Annotated in this window: 19 protein-coding genes; 8 read left to right on the top strand and 11 right to left on the bottom strand. The window is 66.9% G+C overall.

What is annotated here, in order from left to right; translation table 11 throughout:
• Positions 1 to 117 precede the first annotated feature (117 nt).
• From JTJ31_RS21080 to JTJ31_RS21065, 4 genes are all read right to left on the bottom strand, one after another.
• On the bottom strand, positions 118 to 522 hold the full coding sequence (locus JTJ31_RS21080) for a response regulator (protein WP_207540718.1): 405 nt from the start codon (positions 520 to 522) through the stop codon (positions 118 to 120).
• A gap of 182 nt (positions 523 to 704) precedes the next feature.
• On the bottom strand, positions 705 to 980 hold the full coding sequence (locus JTJ31_RS21075) for a hypothetical protein (RefSeq protein WP_207540717.1): 276 nt from the start codon (positions 978 to 980) through the stop codon (positions 705 to 707).
• Positions 981 to 1207: 227 nt separating this feature from the next.
• On the bottom strand, positions 1208 to 1483 hold the full coding sequence (locus tag JTJ31_RS21070; protein WP_207540716.1) for a hypothetical protein: 276 nt from the start codon (positions 1481 to 1483) through the stop codon (positions 1208 to 1210).
• A 730-nt stretch (positions 1484 to 2213) separates the two neighbouring features.
• The gene (locus JTJ31_RS21065) at positions 2214 to 2993 is read right to left on the bottom strand and encodes an SDR family oxidoreductase (protein ID WP_207540715.1); all 780 of its coding nucleotides are present in this window, start codon (positions 2991 to 2993) and stop codon (positions 2214 to 2216) included.
• Positions 2994 to 3121: 128 nt separating this feature from the next.
• On the opposite strand from JTJ31_RS21065, the gene JTJ31_RS21060 reads away from it, so the two are divergent.
• Positions 3122 to 4147, top strand: a complete 1026-nt coding sequence (locus JTJ31_RS21060; RefSeq protein WP_207540714.1) for an amidohydrolase family protein — start codon at positions 3122 to 3124, stop codon at positions 4145 to 4147.
• A gap of 4 nt (positions 4148 to 4151) precedes the next feature.
• Here the strand turns inward: JTJ31_RS21060 and JTJ31_RS21055 are convergent, their stop codons facing one another.
• Positions 4152 to 5069, bottom strand: a complete 918-nt coding sequence (locus JTJ31_RS21055) for a VOC family protein (protein ID WP_207540713.1) — start codon at positions 5067 to 5069, stop codon at positions 4152 to 4154.
• Positions 5070 to 5238: 169 nt separating this feature from the next.
• Here JTJ31_RS21055 and JTJ31_RS21050 point away from each other — a divergent pair, with 169 nt between their 5' ends.
• From JTJ31_RS21050 to JTJ31_RS21040, 3 genes are all read left to right on the top strand, one after another.
• A complete protein-coding gene (locus tag JTJ31_RS21050; RefSeq protein ID WP_207540712.1) occupies positions 5239 to 6219 on the top strand; it encodes a Bug family tripartite tricarboxylate transporter substrate binding protein in 981 nt (326 codons plus the stop codon).
• A gap of 100 nt (positions 6220 to 6319) precedes the next feature.
• A complete protein-coding gene (locus JTJ31_RS21045) occupies positions 6320 to 6976 on the top strand; it encodes a cupin domain-containing protein (protein WP_207540711.1) in 657 nt (218 codons plus the stop codon).
• 139 nt (positions 6977 to 7115) lie between these two features.
• Positions 7116 to 7427: a hypothetical protein gene (locus tag JTJ31_RS21040; protein ID WP_207540710.1), complete on the top strand. Its 312-nt coding sequence runs from the start codon at positions 7116 to 7118 to the stop codon at positions 7425 to 7427.
• Between the two features lie 25 nt (positions 7428 to 7452).
• Here JTJ31_RS21040 and JTJ31_RS21035 read toward each other — a convergent pair whose 3' ends face one another.
• Entirely contained in the window at positions 7453 to 8280 is an 828-nt protein-coding gene (locus JTJ31_RS21035) for a DMT family transporter (protein ID WP_207540709.1), read from the bottom strand.
• Positions 8281 to 8416: 136 nt separating this feature from the next.
• Entirely contained in the window at positions 8417 to 9847 is a 1431-nt protein-coding gene (locus JTJ31_RS21030) for an aminotransferase-like domain-containing protein (protein WP_236020501.1), read from the bottom strand.
• Between the two features lie 130 nt (positions 9848 to 9977).
• On the opposite strand from JTJ31_RS21030, the gene JTJ31_RS21025 reads away from it, so the two are divergent.
• The 3 genes from JTJ31_RS21025 (at position 9978) to JTJ31_RS21015 (ending at position 11500) form a co-directional block, all read left to right on the top strand.
• Positions 9978 to 10349 carry a DUF983 domain-containing protein gene (locus JTJ31_RS21025; protein WP_207540708.1) on the top strand — a complete coding sequence of 124 codons (372 nt, stop codon included), beginning with the start codon at positions 9978 to 9980 and terminating at the stop codon, positions 10347 to 10349.
• A gap of 43 nt (positions 10350 to 10392) precedes the next feature.
• On the top strand, positions 10393 to 10707 hold the full coding sequence (locus tag JTJ31_RS25095) for a helix-turn-helix domain-containing protein (protein WP_207540735.1): 315 nt from the start codon (positions 10393 to 10395) through the stop codon (positions 10705 to 10707).
• 94 nt (positions 10708 to 10801) lie between these two features.
• Positions 10802 to 11500, top strand: a complete 699-nt coding sequence (locus tag JTJ31_RS21015; protein ID WP_207540707.1) for a DJ-1/PfpI family protein — start codon at positions 10802 to 10804, stop codon at positions 11498 to 11500.
• A 70-nt stretch (positions 11501 to 11570) separates the two neighbouring features.
• On the opposite strand, the gene JTJ31_RS21010 is transcribed toward JTJ31_RS21015, so the two are convergent.
• From JTJ31_RS21010 to ggt, 4 genes are all read right to left on the bottom strand, one after another.
• Positions 11571 to 12275: an SDR family oxidoreductase gene (locus tag JTJ31_RS21010; protein ID WP_207540706.1), complete on the bottom strand. Its 705-nt coding sequence runs from the start codon at positions 12273 to 12275 to the stop codon at positions 11571 to 11573.
• A gap of 205 nt (positions 12276 to 12480) precedes the next feature.
• Entirely contained in the window at positions 12481 to 14058 is a 1578-nt protein-coding gene (locus JTJ31_RS21005; RefSeq protein ID WP_207540739.1) for an ABC transporter substrate-binding protein, read from the bottom strand.
• A 25-nt stretch (positions 14059 to 14083) separates the two neighbouring features.
• Entirely contained in the window at positions 14084 to 15520 is a 1437-nt protein-coding gene (locus tag JTJ31_RS21000) for an amidase (RefSeq protein WP_207540705.1), read from the bottom strand.
• Between the two features lie 13 nt (positions 15521 to 15533).
• Complete coding sequence (ggt, locus tag JTJ31_RS20995; protein ID WP_207540704.1) at positions 15534 to 17225, bottom strand: gamma-glutamyltransferase; 1692 nt, start codon at positions 17223 to 17225, stop codon at positions 15534 to 15536.
• Between the two features lie 256 nt (positions 17226 to 17481).
• Here ggt and JTJ31_RS20990 point away from each other — a divergent pair, with 256 nt between their 5' ends.
• On the top strand, positions 17482 to 18693 hold the full coding sequence (locus JTJ31_RS20990; RefSeq protein WP_207540703.1) for a Bug family tripartite tricarboxylate transporter substrate binding protein: 1212 nt from the start codon (positions 17482 to 17484) through the stop codon (positions 18691 to 18693).
• The last annotated feature ends 122 nt before the right edge of the window (positions 18694 to 18815 follow it).

The following is an 18815-nucleotide window of genomic DNA, read 5'->3' as shown; positions in this document are numbered from 1 at the left end:
TTCTCCGCCTCTGCTGGCCGAGCGGCACATGATGTCACGGACAAGCCACGGAGATCATCCGGGGCTGCGTCAGAGCCCAGTCAGGCTGTCCTGCCCATGAGCCGAAGGGCCTCTGCCTCAGAGAGGCGCGACCGTCGCTACGGCCGCCGGGGCCTTGATCTGTCCAAGGATGTGGCTGGCCACCTTGCTCATCTGGGCCGGCTTTTCGAACCACTGCACGTCGCGGAAGGCCGCGGGGGCGCTTGCACGCTTCTTTGCCGACAGGAACACGAAGGGAAGACCTTTCTCCTGCAGGATCGCAGCCACAGGGAACACGACTTCGCCCCGGAGCTCCACATCGAGCACCGCTCCGGCGATGTCCCCATCACGTGCGAGAAGATCCAGGGCTGCGTCGAGGGTGCCCACCGGGCCGACAACCTTCGCGCCGAGCCCCTCCAGCGATCGCGCCAGATCCCAGGCGATGACGTACTCGTCTTCGACCACCAAAACCCTGGGCCCCTGGAAAGCCTCGACTGACGCCATTCTCGCCTCCCCGGCGCCCTCGCGCCGGAAAAATGCATCGATCTGTGGCGATCTAAAGCCGAGGATTTGGTGAGGGAGTAGCTGGGGAAAGTCCCGATACGATGGCTGGAAGCTTTGCCCTGGCGGCCGAGCAGGCTGCTTCTTCTCTATTCCTGAAAGAGTCAGAAGGCTTGGCGGCGGCGCTATGCGGCTTCGAGAAGGCTCGCCTCGCGGAAAGCGCTTTCGAGGATGGCGGCCGGGAGGTTGAGCTCGCTCCCATCGAGCGGCCAGAACTCAGGCGAGGTGAGGTGGCGCAGGAGTGCCCAAAGAGGCGGAAAGGCGGCACCGCGCCGCACTGTCAGGACAAGCTTGGGATCGGCGTCCAGGAAGCGAATGAGGCGCCCATCCACCGTCACCTCGATGGTGTTCTCGCAGGCCACGATCACCAGACTGGGCGCGTAGGAGAAACCGTCCTGCAAGAGTTGACCTTCCGAATGGGGTGGCAGGGAGCGGCCTCCACCATGAGGGCCATAGACCAAGCCAGCGTTCCGAACTTAACCATAGCTGAACAAAAATGGTTTGATCTACAACAAATAAGTTCAGCTTTCCTCTTATTCATCTTCCTGTTGTCGCATGGTCTGAAACCGTTGCCGGAAAACGGCTTGCAAGTGAGACAAGTTCCGTCAGCGGGACGTAGCTTCGCCCGTTAGGCTGCTTCGATCAGGCGTGCGCCGCAGAAGACGCCTTCCAAGACAGAAGCCGGAAGGGTGAGTTCGCTCTCATGGAGCGGCCAGACCCCGGAATAGGTCAGGTAGCGGAGGTAGTTGCGAAGAGGCGAGAAGGCAGCGCCGCGTCGCACGGTCTCCATGAGGAGGGGGCTCGCATCTTGGAAGCGGACAACGCGGCCGTCCATCGTCACCTCGATGGAGTTCTCGCATGCGATGATCACCAGGTTAGGCGCGTAGGAGGAGCGGTACGGCACGGGTTGGGGCTTCCGAAGGGGATGCGGGATGGGAAGCCCTCACTTTGAGGGACGTGGACCGATCCAGCTTCTCTGGGCTTAACCCTGTCGGAAGAACGAAGGAATATCCGCAACATACCGAAGCTGCGCCGCGGATTTCCTGAGTCGCACGTGACTGCGTTCGTCGCGGAAAATCGAGATGGTGACCCGCACTCCGCGTCGTGGGCCCTCTAAGCTGCAATGCGCTTTGCCTTCGGCCCGACAGGGGTCCGCCGCGGGCATCAGAGGTTCACTCCCTTGAGATCGACCGCGCCGCGCTGGCACCTATACGGGGGAGGCTGCTGGCCCGCCGGGACGCCGGGATACCAGACCCGGTGTTCTCCAGGCGGGGGCAAATAGCCACGCGGAACGGGCGCCTGTCCGTCATGCTGCCGGTGGCCGTGATCCCAATCACGCTCCCATCTCTCATAGCGCTTCCGGTCACGGCGGCTCACCCGCTCGCGGCTGTCGCGCCAATCCCGATGGTCCCGGCGGTCACGCCGCCCGTAGCCGCTTCCATCCTTCCAGGGATCCGCTGCACCAATGCCAGGGGCCAGGAGCGAGAAAACGAGACAGCCTGCGAGGAGAGTCACTATCTCACTTCGCCGTCTACGGCGGTGGTTGGAGCGAAGCCGCGCAACGGAGGAGAGCATCCCATGTCTGACGGCGGGGTAGCGCCCCATGACTACCCCGCTCGCCCAAGCGCTGAACTTCAGAACGTGCCGCGATAGGCCCCGCCATCGAGCAGGATGTTCTGCCCCGTCATGTAGCCGGACAAGCTGCTGCAAATGAACGCGCAGGCGGCGCCGAACTCCTCCGGGGCTCCGACGCGGTGCATCGGGCTCTCCTTCATGCGGAGCTGCCACATCTCCTCGAAGGGGCGGCCTTCCTTCTTCGCCCGCGCCTCGACGACCTTTCGGATGCGATCGGTGTCGAAGGGCCCAGGAAGCAGGTTGTTGATGGTTACGCCTGTCGGCGCCAGTTCGCGCGCCAAGCCTGCGACGAAACCGGTCAGCCCGGCGCGAGCACCATTCGAAAGCCCAAGCACGGAGATGGGATCCTTCACTGCGCTCGAGGTGATGTTCACAATCCTGCCGAAGCCTCGCTGCACCATTCCCGGCACGGTGCGCCGGATCAGCTCGATCGGCGTGAGCATGTTCGCGTCGAGCGCCGCGATCCAGTCCTCCCGACGCCAGTCCTGGTAGTGGCCCGGCGGGGGACCGCCGGCGTTGTTGATGAGGATGTCGGGGTTGGGACAGGCCGCGAGAACAGCGTCATGCCCCGCCGCGGTCGTGACATCGGCGGCAACCACCGCGACCGGCTGGCCGGTGAGGGTGGAGATTTCCTCCGCTGTCGCCTTCAGCGTAGCCTCGCCTCGCGCGGCGATCGTCACCTGGACGCCCTCGCGCGCCAGCGCCAGCGCGCAGGCTTTCCCCAGGCCCTTGCTCGCCGCGCAAACAAGCGCCGTCCGGCCGCTGATACCGAGATCCATCTGCGAGAGTCCTTCCTTCTGTCGCGCGACGCCAGCGTCGCGCCGGCTTTCGGCAATTTGCCAGTATCAATTTGTGTTTGCTAGCATCAATCAAGCCGCGTGACGGCGCCAGGGAGAGGAACTGCCGCATGCTCGTCGACATCCACGCTCATATCCTGCCGCCGGGCTGGGAGGATTTCGCGGCGCGCTTCGGCTGCGACCGCTGGCCGTGGCTCGATCGGCTGGATGCGTGCTCGGCCAATGTGATGATGGGGCAGCGGTTCTTCCGCAAGGTGACGGACCAATGCTGGGACCTCGAGCGGCGCGTGGCCGACATGGATGCGCGTGGCGTCGCGCATCAGGTTGTCTCCCCGCCGCCTTTCATGTTCGCCTATTGGGCGCCGCCCGAGCAGGGAAAAGCCTTTGCGCGCATGCAGAACGAGCACATCGCAAGCTTCTGCGCCCGCGCGCCCCGCCGCCTGTCGGGCATGGCGGTGGTTCCGTTGCAGGATCCGTCCCTCGCGATCGAGGAGCTTCACCATGCGCGCAATGCCCTGGGGCTGCGTGCGGTGGAGATCGGGACCTGCCCCGGCGGGCGGGATCTCGACGATCCGGCGCTGTTCGATTTCTTCACGGCCTGCGTCGAGCTGGACATGGCAGTGTTCGTGCATCCGGGCTCGCCGGTCCTCGGCGATGCGAGGCTCGACCGCTATTACTTCCGCAACCTCGTCGGCAATCCGTATGAGAGCGCGCTGGCGGCAGCGAATGTCGTGTTCGGAGGTGTGCTGCAACGCCTGCCCAAGTTGCGCATCTGCTTCTCCCATGGCTGCGGGGGGCTTTGCGCCATTCTCGGTCGGCTGCGCCATGGGTGGCGCGTCCGTCCGGAAGCGAAGGCCGTCCTGGCCTGCGACCCGATCGAGGATTTCCGCCGCATCTTCGCGGACACGTTGGCGCATGACGCGGTGGTGGTTCGTGCCCTTGTCGAGCAGCTTGGCCCCCAGGGCCTGATGGTCGGCACCGACTATCCCTTCGGCATGGGCGACGCCGACCCAGGCGGCTCACTGGCCGCGATGGGGCTGGAGCCGGAGGATGCAGCCTCTGTCGCGTGGCGCAATGCGCTGCGTTTCCTGAACCAGCCGGACCCCGCGTCGCTATCGATCGCGGCAGGCGGGTAGGGGACTACAGAGCCAGGCGGTAGCCCTCGGGCGGAAAGCGGAACAGCCTCTGTGTTCGCACCACGCGCGCACTAGGACCAGGCGTCAGGCCCCAATGATCGACCCGGCCCTTCGGCCAGGTCCACCGCTCCGGCATGCCGACGGGATAGCCGTCGTCGACCTGCATCATCTCGGCAGTGTATTCGAGCGGAAGCTCCTCCGGTCCGACGAAATACGCGAAGGCGTTGTTGCCTGGACCGTGCCGCCCCGGCCCCCATTCGCTCGGGTAGCCATGATCTCGCATCCGCCCGATCCCGAGCATGAGCGCCTCGAGGTCGGGAAGCTCGAAGGCGATGTGGTTCAGCGTGGCCTCCTCGTTGAAGCCGAGGACGAGGCTGTGATGATCTGCGTTGCATCGAATGAAGCGGAACTTGCTGGTCTGGTCGGAGAGGCGGAAGCCCAGCACGTCCCGCATGAAGGCGAAGCTCGTCTCGTTATCCGCGGAGTTTAGGTTGACGTGGGAGAGCTTGACCGGTGCGAGCGGAGAAGCCCCGCCAGGGCGGTCGCCATCCGCCGCCTCGGCGACAATCGAGAAATTCCGCCCCTCGGGATCCTGGAAGGAAAACCCGTAGCCGCCACCCGGCCGGGCAAGGCGGGCTGGCGGACCGGAGACGGGGCGCCCGGCCTCCATGATCCTGCGATGGAGGGCATCGACCGCAGCCGCATCACTGGCGCCCAGCTCCACGCGAAGAACCCCTGGCCGCGGCGACTCGCGCAGCGTCAGCACATGATGGATCGGCCCGGTGCCGGCGAGCCGCACCACGCCGTCATCCTCCGCAACCTCGGTCAGCAGCCACACCTCGGAATAGAACCGGCGCGCCTGGGCCAGATCCGTGACGCCGACATCGACGCTGCGCAGCAGGGTAACTCTCGCCTCGGTCATGAATGCGCTCCTCCCCTCGGCCTTCGGTGCGCCAGGCCAGGCGCAAAATCCCGCCGGAACCATCCGCCCTAAAGATTGATGGTTCCAAATTTTGTGTGCTGCTGTCAGCATGGCACGTCCGGAGCTGGGCCGTCAGCCTGGGCCGGACGCGCAACACGGAGGAAACACCATGACGCTGATGCACCTGCCGCGGCGCGGGGTGTTGACGGCAGCGCTCGCGGGGATTGTCGCGTCCCCGGCCCTTGCGCAATCCTGGCCGGACCGGCCGATCCGGCTGGTCGCGCCTTTCCCGCCCGGTGGGCTTGCCGACGTGCTGGCGCGGACGGTCAGCGAGGAGATGGCCCGGAGCCTGGGCCAGCCGGTGATCGTCGAGAACCGGACCGGCGCTGGCGGCAATGTGGGCGCGGAGTTCGTCACCCGTGCGGCACCCGATGGACACACGCTGATGATGTCCTCGACCGGCATCCTCTCCGCCAACCAGTTCCTCTACCCCTCGCTGCCCTTCGACCCGGAGAGTGGATTTGCGCCGGTGTCGCTGGTCGCCGACATGACGAAGGTGCTGGTGGTGCATCCGCGCACGCCGGCACGCACGCTTGCGGAGTTCCGTGCGCTGGCCGCCGCCGAACCCGGGCGCTTCAACTTCGGTTCGGCCGGGAACGGCACGACTGGCCATCTGGGCCTCGCTCTGTTCACCAGCATGGCCAATTTGCGGGTGACGCACGTGCCCTATCGCGGCGCGGCGCCCTCGGTGCAGGCGCTGCTGGCGGGTGAGGTGGATGGGCTCGTGGACAACATCCCGAATGTCGTGACGCATATCCGCTCGGGTGCGTTCCGGCCGCTCGTCGTTGCCTCGAAGGAGCCGCATGTGCTGCTGCCGGATGTGCCAAGCTCCCCCGAGGCTGGCCTGCCGGGATATGAGATGTCGCCCTGGTTCGGCGTGGTCGGGCCTGCAGGCATGCCGCCACCAGTGGTCGAGCGGCTGCACCGGGAGATCGTCGCCGCAATTCGTCAGCCCGGCCCCCAGGCGATGGGCGAGCGTCTCGGCCTGCGCTTCGTGGCGAACACCCCGTCTGAATTCGACCAGGTCATCCGCGCGGAACGGGCGCGTTGGGGCCGCATCATTCGCGAGGCGGGTATTACGCTGGGCTGATGCTAGGTTGGCCACGGGGCGCGGTTGACGCTGCACGGGTGCCTGAAGGATAGGCCGCCCGTGGGACGACGCCGCACTTCGGCGAGAAGCGGAGGCGAAGGTGGATATCGGGGCGCGACTGCGCCGGATCCGGCAGGTGCGGGGCCTCGTCATCGAGGATCTCGTCGAGCTGACCGGTCTCTCCCGGCCATATATCAGCCAAGTGGAAACCGGAAAGGCGACGCCATCGCTGCAGACGCTCGGCAAGCTGGCAGCCGCGCTCGAGATCCCGCTCGCTCACCTGTTCCAGGAGGTAGCACGTCCTGCAATGGTGCTCAGGGAGCGTGACCGCCCGGTCGTCACCTTCAGCGAGGGGCAGGAGGGGAGGCGGCTGTCATTCCTCTCGGCGCCGGGGCGGCAGGTCGAGATGGTCATCCTGGAGATCCCGATCGGCTACGATGCGGGCGGCCGCAACCACCTGCATGATGGCGACGAATGCCATCTGGTTCTGCAGGGCCGGATCCGGGCCATCCAGGGCGGCCGAGGCTTCGAGGTGAGCGCTGGCGACAGCTACCACTGGGATGGCAGCATCCCCCACCGGGTCGAGAATGCCGGCGACGAGCCGGCGCGTATCCTGATCGCGCGTTCGCCGCCCGGTTTCCTGCAGATGAAGGTCTTCGAGGATGCCATGGACAAGGGCCACGGCACCTCTGCTTCGGAGCCGAGTGCTCACGCGAAGGCAGGCCGTCGCAGACGCGTCGCCAAGCAGAATGGCTAGCAGAGGCCCGGCCATGACGGCCCGTCCAGCAGCCTTGTCGCGCCGGCGCTGGCTGGGCGCGCGATCCTCGCGGACGTCGCGGCACGGGATGCGGGGCTCTGGGCACCGCGGTTCAAGACGGTGAAGCGATAGTCGCTGTATGTCTGAGCGGCTTCCAGCCCCCTCGAACCGCCAAACCAACCACGCGGGGCTGAGGCGGCGTTGGCTGCGCCGCGTGCTGCTTTTCGCGGCGACGTTGGAGGCGATCGGGGCGGTCACGCTGATGTGGTGGGGCCTGATGGAGGATCGCTCGTGGCAAATCGTGCGACCGCTCGGCTATATCGCGGCCGCGCTCCTCATGGTGTGCATCCTGCCGGCCTTCGTCATTGCCTGGTCCGGTCGCTGGCCGATGCTGGCCGCGCTGCTTCTCGCCCTCCCTGCGGGCCTCGCGCTGTGGGGGCGCTTTGGCTGAACAGTCCTGCCTCGGGGACCAGACCTCAGCGGGTCCGGTGCTGCGTCCAGCCGAGATAAAGCCCAGATGTGACGATGATGGTGGCACCGATCCAGGTGGCCGCATCTGGCAGGTGGCTGAAGAACAGCCAACCGATGATGACCGAGCCGATCAGCTGGAAGTATTGAAAGGGTGAAATGACATTGGCCGGTGCGTGCACCATGGCTCGTGCCACGAAGTAGTGTCCGATGGCGCCGAATGCGCCGCATCCGAGAAACATCAGCAGATCGGACAGGTTCGCAGGCGTCCGCCACACGAAGGGCAGGGCGAGCATCAGCCCGAACGCGCCGACGAGTGGGCACCAAAGCGCCGAGGTGGCCGGTGGGTCGTGAGGCGCCACAAGCCGGGTGAGGATCTGGTACACGCCGTAGGCGATCGCTGAGACCAGCACCCAGAGCGCCGGCCACTGGAACATGCTGCTGCCCGGGCGCAAGAGCACCAACACGCCGACGAAGCCCATCGCCACGGCGCTGATGCTGGCCACCGTCGTGCGCTCTCGCAGCACCGGCCACGCCAGCAGGGCCACGATCAGCGGAGCAGTCAGCTGGATCGCGGCCTGTTCGGCGAGCGGTATGAAGGTCAGGGCATAGAAGGTGGCGAGGTTCGACGTGGTCAGCATCGCAGCCCTCACCAGCTGCAGCCCTGGCCGTCGACTGCGCAGAACGCCCAGCCCCGAATGCGGTAGGAACAGCGCCGAGAGGAAAAGCAGGTGGACGAAGGCCCGCGCCCAGGACACCTGGAGCGAGGAGTAGTCCTGGCCCAGGAACTTGGCAAAGCCGCTCATCATCGGGAACAGAAGGCCAGCCGTGCACATGCAGAGGATGCCGTGCAGGGTTCGGCGCGAGGCTCCCGCCGCAGCCGACGAGGTCAAGACGGATAGCTCGTCATCTGCGAAACAGAGTGCCGCAGCGGCGCGCTTCCGGCAACGTGCAGGGCCCAGGGTGAGCGGGTCAGACGATTTCCAGGAAGGGGGCAGAGGCTTCGCCGGCAAACACCGTGGCGATCGCGCGCAGGGCGATCCGAAGCTGCTCCCGGCTTGGGGCCGCCCCAAGCGACACCCTCACCGCATCCGGCGGCGTGCCCTCTCCCACGGCAAAGGCGTCGCTCGGCACGATCGCCAATCCTTGTTCCCGGATCCTCGACGCAAAATCCAGGCGCCTCCAAGGCGGCAGGAGGCGCAGCCAAAGATGCAGGCCCTCCGGCTGCGCGAGGAAGGAGCCGGCCGGCAGGATCTCCCGCGCAATCTCCTGACGCGCCATGCACTCCCGCCGCACGGCTGAGAGCAACGATCTGGCGGTGCCGTCGCGGACCCACTTCGTCGCGAGGGCCGTCAGCAAGGGGGACGCGGTCAGCACGTTCGCTCGGAGCGCGGCGGCCAGCTTCGCCGCGCAGCCTTGGTCAGGGGCGACCACATAGGCCACGCGCAGGGCCGGCGAGATCACCTTCGACAGCGTGGAGACGTGGAAAGTGATTTCAGGTGCAAGGGCTGCGAGCGCGGGCAGGGGCCGGACTGGAAGCACCCCGTAGGCGTCATCCTCCAGGATGCGCAGCCTATGGCGCCGCGCGACATCGACGAGGGCTTGCCGCCGCTCCAGCGGCAAGGTGATCGAGGTCGGGTTCTGCAGGGTCGGGATGCAGTAGAGCGCCCTGGGGCGGTCATCGCCCCGGCAGGCCTCCTCGACAGCGTCCGGCAGCATCCCATCCGCGTCGCAGGCCACGGGACAGAGCCGGATGCCAAGCTGGGCTGCTGCACCGCGGAAGCCCGGATAGGTGAGCGCATCCGTCAGCACGAGATCGCCGGCCCGGGCCACCAGGCCGAGCGTTGCGAGAAGCGCTGGCTGTGCCCCCGGCGAAACAAGAACGAGTCCCGGGTCAACTTCCCCCAGTGTCGGGCTCACCCAGGCTGCGCCGGCAGCACGCTCCTCCGCCGAGCCGGCGCCAGGACGGTAGGTGAGGAGGCTCGCCGCGTCAGGTCCGGACAGCAGATCGGCAAGGCCCGTCTGGATCAGCTGCCGCAAGGGAGGATCGGAAGGCTCCGGCGGCAGGTTCATGCTGAGATCGATAAGGCCGCGCCCCTCCGCGCGTCCCACGGATGCAGCTTCCGGCGACGTCTTTCGGACGAAGGTGCCGCGCCCCACAGTCGCTTCGAGAAGGCCACGCTGGCGAGCCTCCCGATAGGCGCGCGTGACCGTCGTGAGATCGACACCCAGGGCCTCCGCCATGGCGCGGTGAGTGGGGAGGCGGGCGCCGCCGGGCAATTCGCCAGACTTGATGGCCTCATCGATGGCGTCGGCGATCGCGAGGTAGATCGGACCGCCTCGACCAGCGAGGCGGGGAGCCCAGGGTCGCGCAGCTTGCATGGATTCTGGCGGTTTCTGCATGGATTATCCGTTGCTTGTCCGCATACAAAACCAATATATACCCACAAGCGCAACGGAATTGTATGCGTGGGCCGGGATATTGTATGGCGAGGGCGTCGGACAAGCCAGCGTCACATCGGAGACCTGTTTGATGACCGAAAAGTCAAAGATCGGTGTGGGCGTCCGCCGGGGCCTTGGCCTGCGTTGCCCTCATTGTGGCGAAGGCCGCCTCTTTGGCCGCTACCTCAAGGTGAGCGACCAATGCGAGGTCTGCGGCGCCGACAACACCATCTACCCCTGTGATGACGCTCCGCCCTACCTGACCCTTTTTATGGTTGGCCACTTCATCATCCCGTTCATGTTCTGGATGGACAAGGCGTGGGAACCGGCACTCTGGGTGATGTTTGCGGTCTGGTTGCCGCTGATCACGGTCATTACTCTGGTCACGCTGCCCTACATGAAGGGCCTCGTCGTCGGTTTCGCCTGGGCGACCGGCGTCACCCGGGACAGCGCAAGGCAGTAACGGAGGCACCAAGCGCCGTGGCTGCTGGAGCCATGGCCGAAGCCTGCATCGCCTGGGCCGCCGAGAACCTCCACCTGCCCCTCTCGGCCGAAGCCCTGGCCGACCGCGCGGCAATGCCGCCCCGCAGCTTCCATCGGCACTTCCTCGCCGCCACGGGCACCACCCAGGGAAGGCGATCGAGCTCTTGCGGCTCGACCGCGTGCGGGTCCTGATGGAAACGACGCTCGCTTCCACAGCGGAGATCGCGCGCCGCGCCGGCTTCGGGTCGGAGGAGCGGATACGCCGGGCCTTCATCCGGAGCTTCGCCGTGCCACCGCTCGAATGGCGCGCCCGCTTCGGGTCACCGGCACCCACCTGAACGTCGATGCCAACCGGCATTGGCAGTTTTTGTGCCTCCTTTGTCATTCCTGCCGGAGGCGCGGCACGTCAGTCTTCTCCCATCGGAGGACGACATGACATCCCATCAGCCCATCGCAGGATTGCTGCTCTTTCCCGCTATGACGCAGCTCGACCTCACCGGTCCGTTCGAGGTGCTCGCGCGCCTGCCCGGCTGGAGGACCGAGATCGTCGCCAAGACACTTGAGCCCGTCCGGACGGATAAGGGTCTCGTCATCGCGCCGGCCACCGACTTCGCCTCCGCGCCCCAATACGATCTCATCGCCGTGCCGGGCGGCCCGGGAACTGACGAGGCGATCCTCGATCCCGAGACGGTGGAGTTCGTCCGTCGCCAGGCGATGGGCGCGCGCCACGTGTTCGGCATCTGCACGGGATCGCTTCTGCTCGGGGCGGCCGGGCTGCTCCGCGGCCGCCGGGCGGGCGGGCATTGGCAGGCGCGCGACCTCCTCGCCCAGTTCGGCGCGGAGGTGCGCGACGAGCGGATGACGCAGGACGGCAATATCTACACCGCGGGCGGTGTGACGTCGGGCATCGACATGGCGCTGCGCGTGGTGGGCGACCTCGCGGGTGAGGAGGTGGCGCAGCAAATCCAGCTGCAAATCGAGTACGATCCGGAGCCGCCATTCCGGGCTGGAACCCCGAAGGTCGCCCCCCGCCATATCGTCGAGCGGGCGCTCGCCGTCACGGCGGAACGGCGGCGCATCCGCGAGACAGCAGTGGCCCAGGCGGCCGCCAATCTTCTCACGACGGGCTGATGCACAAGTGCCGCCGCGTGTGCGTCCGCGTGGCGGCACTCAACCGATCTTCGACCGCGGGCAGGCCATGTCAGACGGAGCGTGTCAGCCCGCCATCGACGCGGATATTCTGGCCCGTGATGTACCCGGCCCCCTCCGAGGCGAGGAACGCGACCGTCGCGGCGATCTCCTGCGCTGTCCCGTAACGCTGCATCGGCACGCTCTGCCGGCGTTCATCGGTCGCGGGGAGGCTGTCGATCCATCCGGGCAGGATGTTGTTCATGCGCAGTTTGTCGGCCGCATAGGTGTCCGCGAAGATCTTGGTGAAGGCGGCGAGCCCAGCCCGGAACACGGCGGAAGTCGGAAACATCGCGCTTGGCTCGAAGGCCCAGGCCGTCGAGATGTTGATGATGGCACCTGACTTCTGCGCCTGCATGATCGGCGCCACCAGCCGCGTGGGGCGGATGACGTTCATCAGATAGACGTCGAGCCCCGTGTGCCATTGCTCGTCGCTGATATCGAGAATGGGTGCCCGCGGGCCATGCCCGGCGCTGTTGACGAGAACGTCGATGCGTCCCCAGCGATCCATCGCCCCCTGGACCAGACGCTGCAGATCGTCATTCGACCGGTTGGAGCCGGTGATGCCGAGGCCGCCAAGCTCATCGGCCAGTGCCTCGCCCTTCCCGGAGGACGAGAGAATGGCAACCCTGAAGCCGTCCGCTGCCAGCCGGCGCGCGGCCTCCGCGCCCATGCCGCTGCCGCCCGCGGTGACGAGTGCGACCTTTTCCCCTGCCATGTCTTTCTCCCTACGGCGCCCTGAGAGCGGCGCGCGACGCCGCCGATACTGACATCACCCATGGTCTCGTGTCGCGAGTGGCCGGCGGGAGTTCGCCGGCCCGTTGGGTGAGGCATTCCCGCTTCGGACCGCTCGTCGCGGCTCGAGATGAATCGGCGTTCAAGCCAGGCTTCTTGAACGCCAGGATGACAGCGATGCAGACCGGTCAGGCGACTTCCAGATTCCAGAAGACGAGGATCTGGTCGGCCACGACGCCACGCACATTCGACCGATGCGCCGTGATCGCCTTGTAGCCGCCGAGCGGGATCGAGAAGGCTTCCTCGTTCGACAGGCGCTGGAGCTGGGCCGCGATCTCCTGCTGCTTCGCAGGATCGGTCTCGAAGGCAAAGGCGTCGCGGAGGCGGTCCATTTGCGGGCTATCCGCCCAGCCGACATAGCCGCGAGCGCCCCGGCCATCGAGATTCAGGTTCGTGACCGGGCTCATCAGGTCGAGATTCGACCACAGCCCCCAGGCGATGCTCCAGCCGCCTTGCTCCACCGGCACATTCCGGTTGCGGCGGGCCAGCAGGCTGTTCCAGTCCATCGAATCGACCTGCACGTTCATGCCCATCGACTTCAGGAGCTGTTCGGTCACCGGGGCCATCGCGCTGCCCGAGGGCAGGTCGGCCGGGTGCATGATGATCACCGTCTCATTGGCATAGCCGCTTTCCCGCAACAGGGCGCGGCCGCGCTCGAGATTGGCGCCGGGGCCCGGAACATCGGCGGCATAGGGCGACTCGCAACTCAGGATTGAGTTGCACCTTTGCGTCAGCGTGTCGTCGCCGACCTGCGCCCTCAGGTAGTCGTCCTGGTTGACGGCGGCCATGACCGCCTGACGCACCTTTCTGTTGTTAAAGGGCGGCTGTGCGCTGTTGAAGCGCATGATCATGAAGTTGCCGACGCCCCTCGGCTTCAGCGTCACGCCCCGCGAGCGACGAAGCAGGGGCATCAGGTCGGGCGGGGCATTCTCCATGACCTGGATCTCGCCCGAGATGAGGGCATTCGCCGCGGTCTGCGTATCGGCGATCTCCATCCACTCGACGCGGTCCACCTTCGCGACCTTGCCGCCAGCCAGACCCGAGGCGGGCTCGCTCCGCGGCACGTAGCCGGCGAACCGCTCATAGACCACCTGGGCGCCGGAGCGGTGCTCGGACGCGACGAACCGGAAGGGACCTGATCCGGTGGTATCGGTGATCCGCTGGTCGGCCGGGATGTCCACCACGCGCTTGGGGAGAATGAAAGGAACCGGACCACCCGGCTTGCCCAGGGTTTCCAGCACCAGCCCATAGGGACGCTTGAGGTGGAGGCGGAAGCGCTGCGCACCCACCTCTTCCCACCGGTCGGTCACGCCGGCGAGGCGCGTTCCCAGCGCATCGCGCGGCGACCAGCGTGCGAGGGAGGCAATGACGTCGGCCGAGGTGACCGGAGCGCCGTCATGGAACTTCAGCTCCGGACGCAGCCGGAAGTCATAGATCAGGCGATCGGGGGATACGGACCATTCCTGCACCATCTGCGGCTGGGGGCGGTTCTGGGCATCCATCGCAAAGAGCGTGTCGTAGATCAGATAGCCATGGTTTCGCGTGATGTATGCGGTCGTGACGAAGGGATCGAGCACGCCAAGCGTCGCATGCATCACCGCCTTCAGCGTCCGCCCGCCCTGCGCCGTGGCCGGGGAGACGACCGAGGCAGCAGCCAGCCCGACGCTTCCCTGCAGGATGCCGCGTCGTGTGCTTGCAATGGTCATGGCTCGTTCCTTCCGCTTGGCTTGATCAATGACGGATGGCGGGATCGACCGGCTTTCGGCCGAAGGCGCCAAGCACCTCCTCGCACCAGGCCGCGATGCGGAGCAGCGCCTCCTCCCCACGCGGGCGACCGAGGATCTGCAGGCCCACGGGCATTCCATCCGCGGTGAAGCCGCAGGGGATGGAAATGACCGGGCAGCCAGTGAGCGACAGGGTGAAGGTGATCGCGATCCAGTCGATGTAGGACTCGAACTGGTGATCACCGAGGCGTTCCACGCGGCGCCATTCGGCCGGGAAGGGCGTCATCACCGCCGTGGGGCAGATCAGGGCGTCGTGGTCGGCCAGGAAATCCATCAGGCGCTGGAACATCGCCACGCGCGCATTCTCCGCGCGGGCGAAGTCGGCGATGGGCAGGCCGGTCGCGCGCTCCGTGCTCGAATGGATCTCGGGAATCACGCGATCACCGTGCTGCGCGATTAGTGGTGCGAAGGCCGCCAGATGATTCACGCCACGGATGGCGTGGAAGACGTCTCGTCCCTGCGACAGGTCGGGCGCCTCATCCTCGATCCGGGCCCCTGCGTCGGCGAGGCGCGCGATCGCCGCTTCCACGACCGCAGCCACATCGGGGGCGACGGGTGTCACTCCAAGGTCCATCGAGAATCCGACCCGGCCGGGGCGGCGAGGAGTGGCGGCAGCGGTGGCGAAACTGCCGGGCGGCGCGCTGGGAAGGCTCAGCGGATCCGTCCACACCTCGCCCGCCATCGCGTCGAGCATCAGCCCGCAATCGGCGACGGTGCGGGTGATTGGACCGACGACGGGCAGCATGTTGAAGCTCATGCCGCGCCGTGCCCGCGGCACGCGACCGGGCGAGGGGCGCAGCCCGACCACCGAGCAGAAAGCGGCCGGCAGCCGGATGGAAGAGCCCAGGTCAGACCCGAGCGCCATCCATGCTTCGCCGGTGGCGACAGTGGCCGCTGCACCACCGGACGATCCACCGACCGTCAGCCGCGTGTCGAAGGGGTTCCGCGTGGGGCCGAACAGCGCATTGATCGTGCTGGCGTTGAAGCCAAACTCCGGCGAGTTGGATTTCCCCAGCGTGATCGCGCCGTTCCCCTCCAGCAATTCGACGGATGGGCTGGAGCGTTGCGAGACATTGTCCTCGAACAGGACGGAGCCGCCGAAGGTGTGCCGCACGCCGGCAACCTCATCGAGGTCCTTGATGGTGACCGGCAATCCCGCCAGCCAGTTCGCGTCGTAAGGACGCGCGCCGCCGGCTTCGACGGCGCGGGCCTGATCGCGCGCGCGGTCGAGGCACAGGATAGGTAGCGCGTTCACGGCCGGCTCGATTTCCGCGATGCGCGCAGAGGCCGCTTCCACAAGTTCGCTGGGCGAAACGGCGCGACGGCGCAGGAGGGCCACGGCCTCCGTCGCGGTCAGGTCAATCAGGCTGCGGTCATTCGGCATGGAAGCATGTCCCCTAGAAGCGGCCTCGGCGCGGGTCGGGCCAGAAGGACGTGCCCTTGCGGGCGAGACCTCCGCCAACTCCCATCGGGACGCCATCGGCGCGCCAGCACGACGCCCCGGTCATGCGCGCGCCTTCGAACAGGATGGCGCCCATGCCGCCTGCCACGTGATCGACTAGCGTCACCGGATGCCCCATGGCCGCGAGCGCGCTCTGGATTGCCTCCGGTACGCCGCGCTCGATCTCGGCATCCGGGCCATGGGTGAAGACCCGGGGAGCCTCGACGGCCTCCTGCACGCTCATGCCGTGGTCCACCAGGTTCATGACGAACTGGAAGACGGCAGAGGGGATCCGATGCGCCCCGGGCAGGCCGACGGCGAAGTATGGCTGCCCATGGCGGAACCCGATCATCGCAGAGATGCCGCTGGTGATCCGCTTGCCGGGCTGAAGCGACAGCGCGTGGCCGGGATGCGGATCGAACAGGTACATGTAGTTGTTGGGGATGATCCCGGTCCCGGGGATCATGATGCGGGCGCCGAACAGGCTGTTGATCGTCTGGGTGGAGGTGACGATGTTGCCTTGCCGGTCCGCGATGGTGACGTGGGTGGTGTTGGCGGACTCATTCGTCAGCACGCGTGATCCGAACTCCTGGCTGCGCGTGCGGTCGATCTCGGGACGGCGCTGCTCGCCGTAATCCTTCGAGATGAGGCGGGCGACCGGGACGTCGACAAAGGCCGGGTCGGCCGTCGCGGCGCGGCGGTCAGCAGCTGCGATCTTCAATGCCTCGAGAACGAGGTGCAGGGTCTCCCTCGTCGCGAAGCCTGACGAGCCCAGGTCGAAACCCTCCATCAGGTTCAGCATCTGGATCACATGGACGCCGCCCGAGCAGGGCGGTGGAGGTCCGATGACCTCAACCCCTCGGTAGGTGCCGCGGACGGGCTCGCGCGTTTCAGTCCGATAGGTGGCGAGGTCCGACAGGGCCATCCTGGAGCCCAGGGTGTTCAGATGCTCGACGATCCGCGCGCCGAGCGCGCCGCCATAGACATGGTCGGGCCCCTTGTCCGCGATGGCCCTGAGCGTCTCTGCGTAGTCGGGCATCGTCAGCCAGGCCCCCTCGGGACGGGGCGTGCCGCCGGGCAGGAACATGGCGGCCATGCCCGGGTCCAGCGCCAGGTCCGGTGCGATTTCGTCGATGCAGGAGGCGAGGTAGGCGGTGACGCGAAAGCCCTGCGATGCGTGCCGGATCGCAGGTTCAAGGACCGCCCGCAGGGGCATGGTGCCGTAGCGGTCGAGCGCTTCGCACCAGCCCTTCAGCGTGCCGGGCACGGCGACGGCTTTCGCGCCCACCCGGTTCGCGCGGCCCTCAGTCTCCATGTAGTCCGGCCATGTGTCGGCGATCGGCCGGTACATGTCGGGGCTTGCCGCTGCCGGTGCCGTGGACAGGCTGTCGAGGACGACCTCCCGGCCATCGGCCAAGCGGATGAGGGCGACGCCACCCCCAAAGATGCCGACCATCATCGGCTCGACCACGGTCAGCGTGAACAGGGCGGCGACGGTGGCGTCGATCGCGTTCCCCCCGGCGGCGAAGATCTCCACCGCGGCCGCGGATGCCAGGGGGTGATTGGTGACGGCCATGCCGCCTTCGGCGATGACCGGCGCCTTTTCGGTTGTAAACGAGGCTCCCGCGCGTTCGCGCCAATGGGTCATACTGGTTCAGCTCCTGCTCATGCACCAGTCCCGACGGGAGCCGGGCGCGCCAGTGAGCGGAACTATCGGCTGAACTGGTGGGGCCGTCCACCGCCGCACCTTCGTGGTCGCGAGGAGCCGAGGCATCGAATCAGGGAACGGAAAACCGCTTATGGCTGTTGTGCCAAGCGACACAAGCGGGTGTCATTGCTGGTGCGGCCCGGCACTGCCTTCTTGTCGCCAAGCCGCGCTATTGGTGAGGAATGGCGGAAGCTGGGTGCACGCGGCCGCCTGTCCTTCAAGCAACTGCTCAAGTTTTGCCTGCCCAGCACGCAATGATGTGCGTGCTGGCCATCAGAGTCCACGATTTCTCGGGTCATGCCCGCTTGGACAACGCGCCGCCATCTCGTTCTATCCGGTCGAGCCGTGTCGGCCGGGGAAATGCCGCGCGAGTTGGCGCGTCACGAAACCTGCTGCACGCATCTCGCCGATGGCCAGGAAATTTATGGATCTCCACATGTCGCATGCTTCGCTTTCTCGCCGGGCGGTTCTCGCTTGCCCCGCCGTCGCCATGTCCGCGCGCGCTCAAGCACAGACCTGGCCGACACGGCAGCTGCGCTTCGTCGTGCCGTTCACCGCTGGCGGCTCGCTGGACATCGTCGCGCGCCTGCTCTCGCCACGGCTGCAGGAGCTGATCGGTCAGGGCGCCATCACCGAGAACCGGCCGGGGGGCGGCACGATCATCGGCACCGACGCCGTGGCGAAGGCGCCGGCGGATGGCTACACCATCCTGCTCATCGCCAACAGCTTCACGATCAATGCCACGCTGATCCGGAATCCGCCGTTCGACGCGCGGCGCGAGTTCACTGGCGTCAACTTCCTTTGCTTCAACCCGCATGTGCTTGTGGCATCGCCGCGGCTGAATGCCGGCACGGTGGCCGAGGTGGTCGCTGCCGCGCGGGCCCGCGGTGGCCTCTCCTACGCCTCGTCCGGAACCGGCACGTCGCTGCACCTCGGGGGGTTGAGCTTTCAGGCGAGCACCGGCGCGCCGCTCACCCACATCCCGTATCGCGGGTCGGCCCAGGCCATCACCGATGTGATCAGTGGCCAAGTGGATCTGATGTTTGCCAACCTTCCCGACGCCGTCGGCGCCGTTCGTGAGGGCCGGGTACGGGCGATTGCCGTGGCGGATTCCAGCCGCCATGCCTTGCTGCCCGAGGTGCCGACCTTCGATGAAGTGGGCGTGCAGGGCGTCGTATCGAATTCCTGGTTCGGCATGGTGGCCCGGGCCGACGTGCCGGCACCGATCCTCGACCGCCTGCACAGCGCCGTCGCGCAGGCCTTGGCGGAGCCTGCGAGCATTGCGCGCTTGGCGCAGGTCGGACTGACCACGCGGCCGATGGCGCGCCCACAATTCAACGAGTTCCTCGCTGCGGAATTCGAACGCAACGGGCGGCTGATCGTCGAGAATGGCGTGACCGTTGATTGAAGCTTCGGGCGGTCATAGGCCGGTTGGCCACAGCCGCGCTTCCACGCGGTGGACGCGCCAGCGAGCGAATAGCTTCGGCCGGGTGAGAGCGGCAGAGCGTGGAGATCGCCTGGCCCGAATGA

Source organism: Sabulicella rubraurantiaca, from assembly GCF_017355885.1.
GTDB classification, from domain to species: Bacteria; Pseudomonadota; Alphaproteobacteria; order Acetobacterales; family Acetobacteraceae; genus Roseococcus; species Roseococcus rubraurantiacus.
This window is presented reverse-complemented; position numbering and strand designations above follow the sequence as displayed.

Bases quoted from the DNA above. Each gene is read 5' to 3' on its own strand.
- JTJ31_RS21005 (WP_207540739.1), bottom strand. From the start codon at position 14,058: ATGACCATTGCAAGCACACGACGCGGCATCCTGCAGGGAAGCGTCGGG.
- JTJ31_RS21050 (WP_207540712.1), top strand. From the start codon at position 5,239: ATGACGCTGATGCACCTGCCGCGGCGCGGGGTGTTGACGGCAGCGCTC.
- JTJ31_RS21060 (WP_207540714.1), top strand. From the start codon at position 3,122: ATGCTCGTCGACATCCACGCTCATATCCTGCCGCCGGGCTGGGAGGAT.
- JTJ31_RS21025 (WP_207540708.1), top strand. From the start codon at position 9,978: ATGACCGAAAAGTCAAAGATCGGTGTGGGCGTCCGCCGGGGCCTTGGC.
- JTJ31_RS21010 (WP_207540706.1), bottom strand. From the start codon at position 12,275: ATGGCAGGGGAAAAGGTCGCACTCGTCACCGCGGGCGGCAGCGGCATG.
- JTJ31_RS21035 (WP_207540709.1), bottom strand. From the start codon at position 8,280: ATGTGCACGGCTGGCCTTCTGTTCCCGATGATGAGCGGCTTTGCCAAG.
- JTJ31_RS21030 (WP_236020501.1), bottom strand. From the start codon at position 9,847: ATGCAGAAACCGCCAGAATCCATGCAAGCTGCGCGACCCTGGGCTCCC.
- JTJ31_RS21015 (WP_207540707.1), top strand. From the start codon at position 10,802: ATGACATCCCATCAGCCCATCGCAGGATTGCTGCTCTTTCCCGCTATG.
- JTJ31_RS21080 (WP_207540718.1), bottom strand. From the start codon at position 522: ATGGCGTCAGTCGAGGCTTTCCAGGGGCCCAGGGTTTTGGTGGTCGAA.
- ggt (WP_207540704.1), bottom strand. From the start codon at position 17,225: ATGACCCATTGGCGCGAACGCGCGGGAGCCTCGTTTACAACCGAAAAG.
- JTJ31_RS21000 (WP_207540705.1), bottom strand. From the start codon at position 15,520: ATGCCGAATGACCGCAGCCTGATTGACCTGACCGCGACGGAGGCCGTG.
- JTJ31_RS21040 (WP_207540710.1), top strand. From the start codon at position 7,116: ATGTCTGAGCGGCTTCCAGCCCCCTCGAACCGCCAAACCAACCACGCG.
- JTJ31_RS21065 (WP_207540715.1), bottom strand. From the start codon at position 2,993: ATGGATCTCGGTATCAGCGGCCGGACGGCGCTTGTTTGCGCGGCGAGC.
- JTJ31_RS21055 (WP_207540713.1), bottom strand. From the start codon at position 5,069: ATGACCGAGGCGAGAGTTACCCTGCTGCGCAGCGTCGATGTCGGCGTC.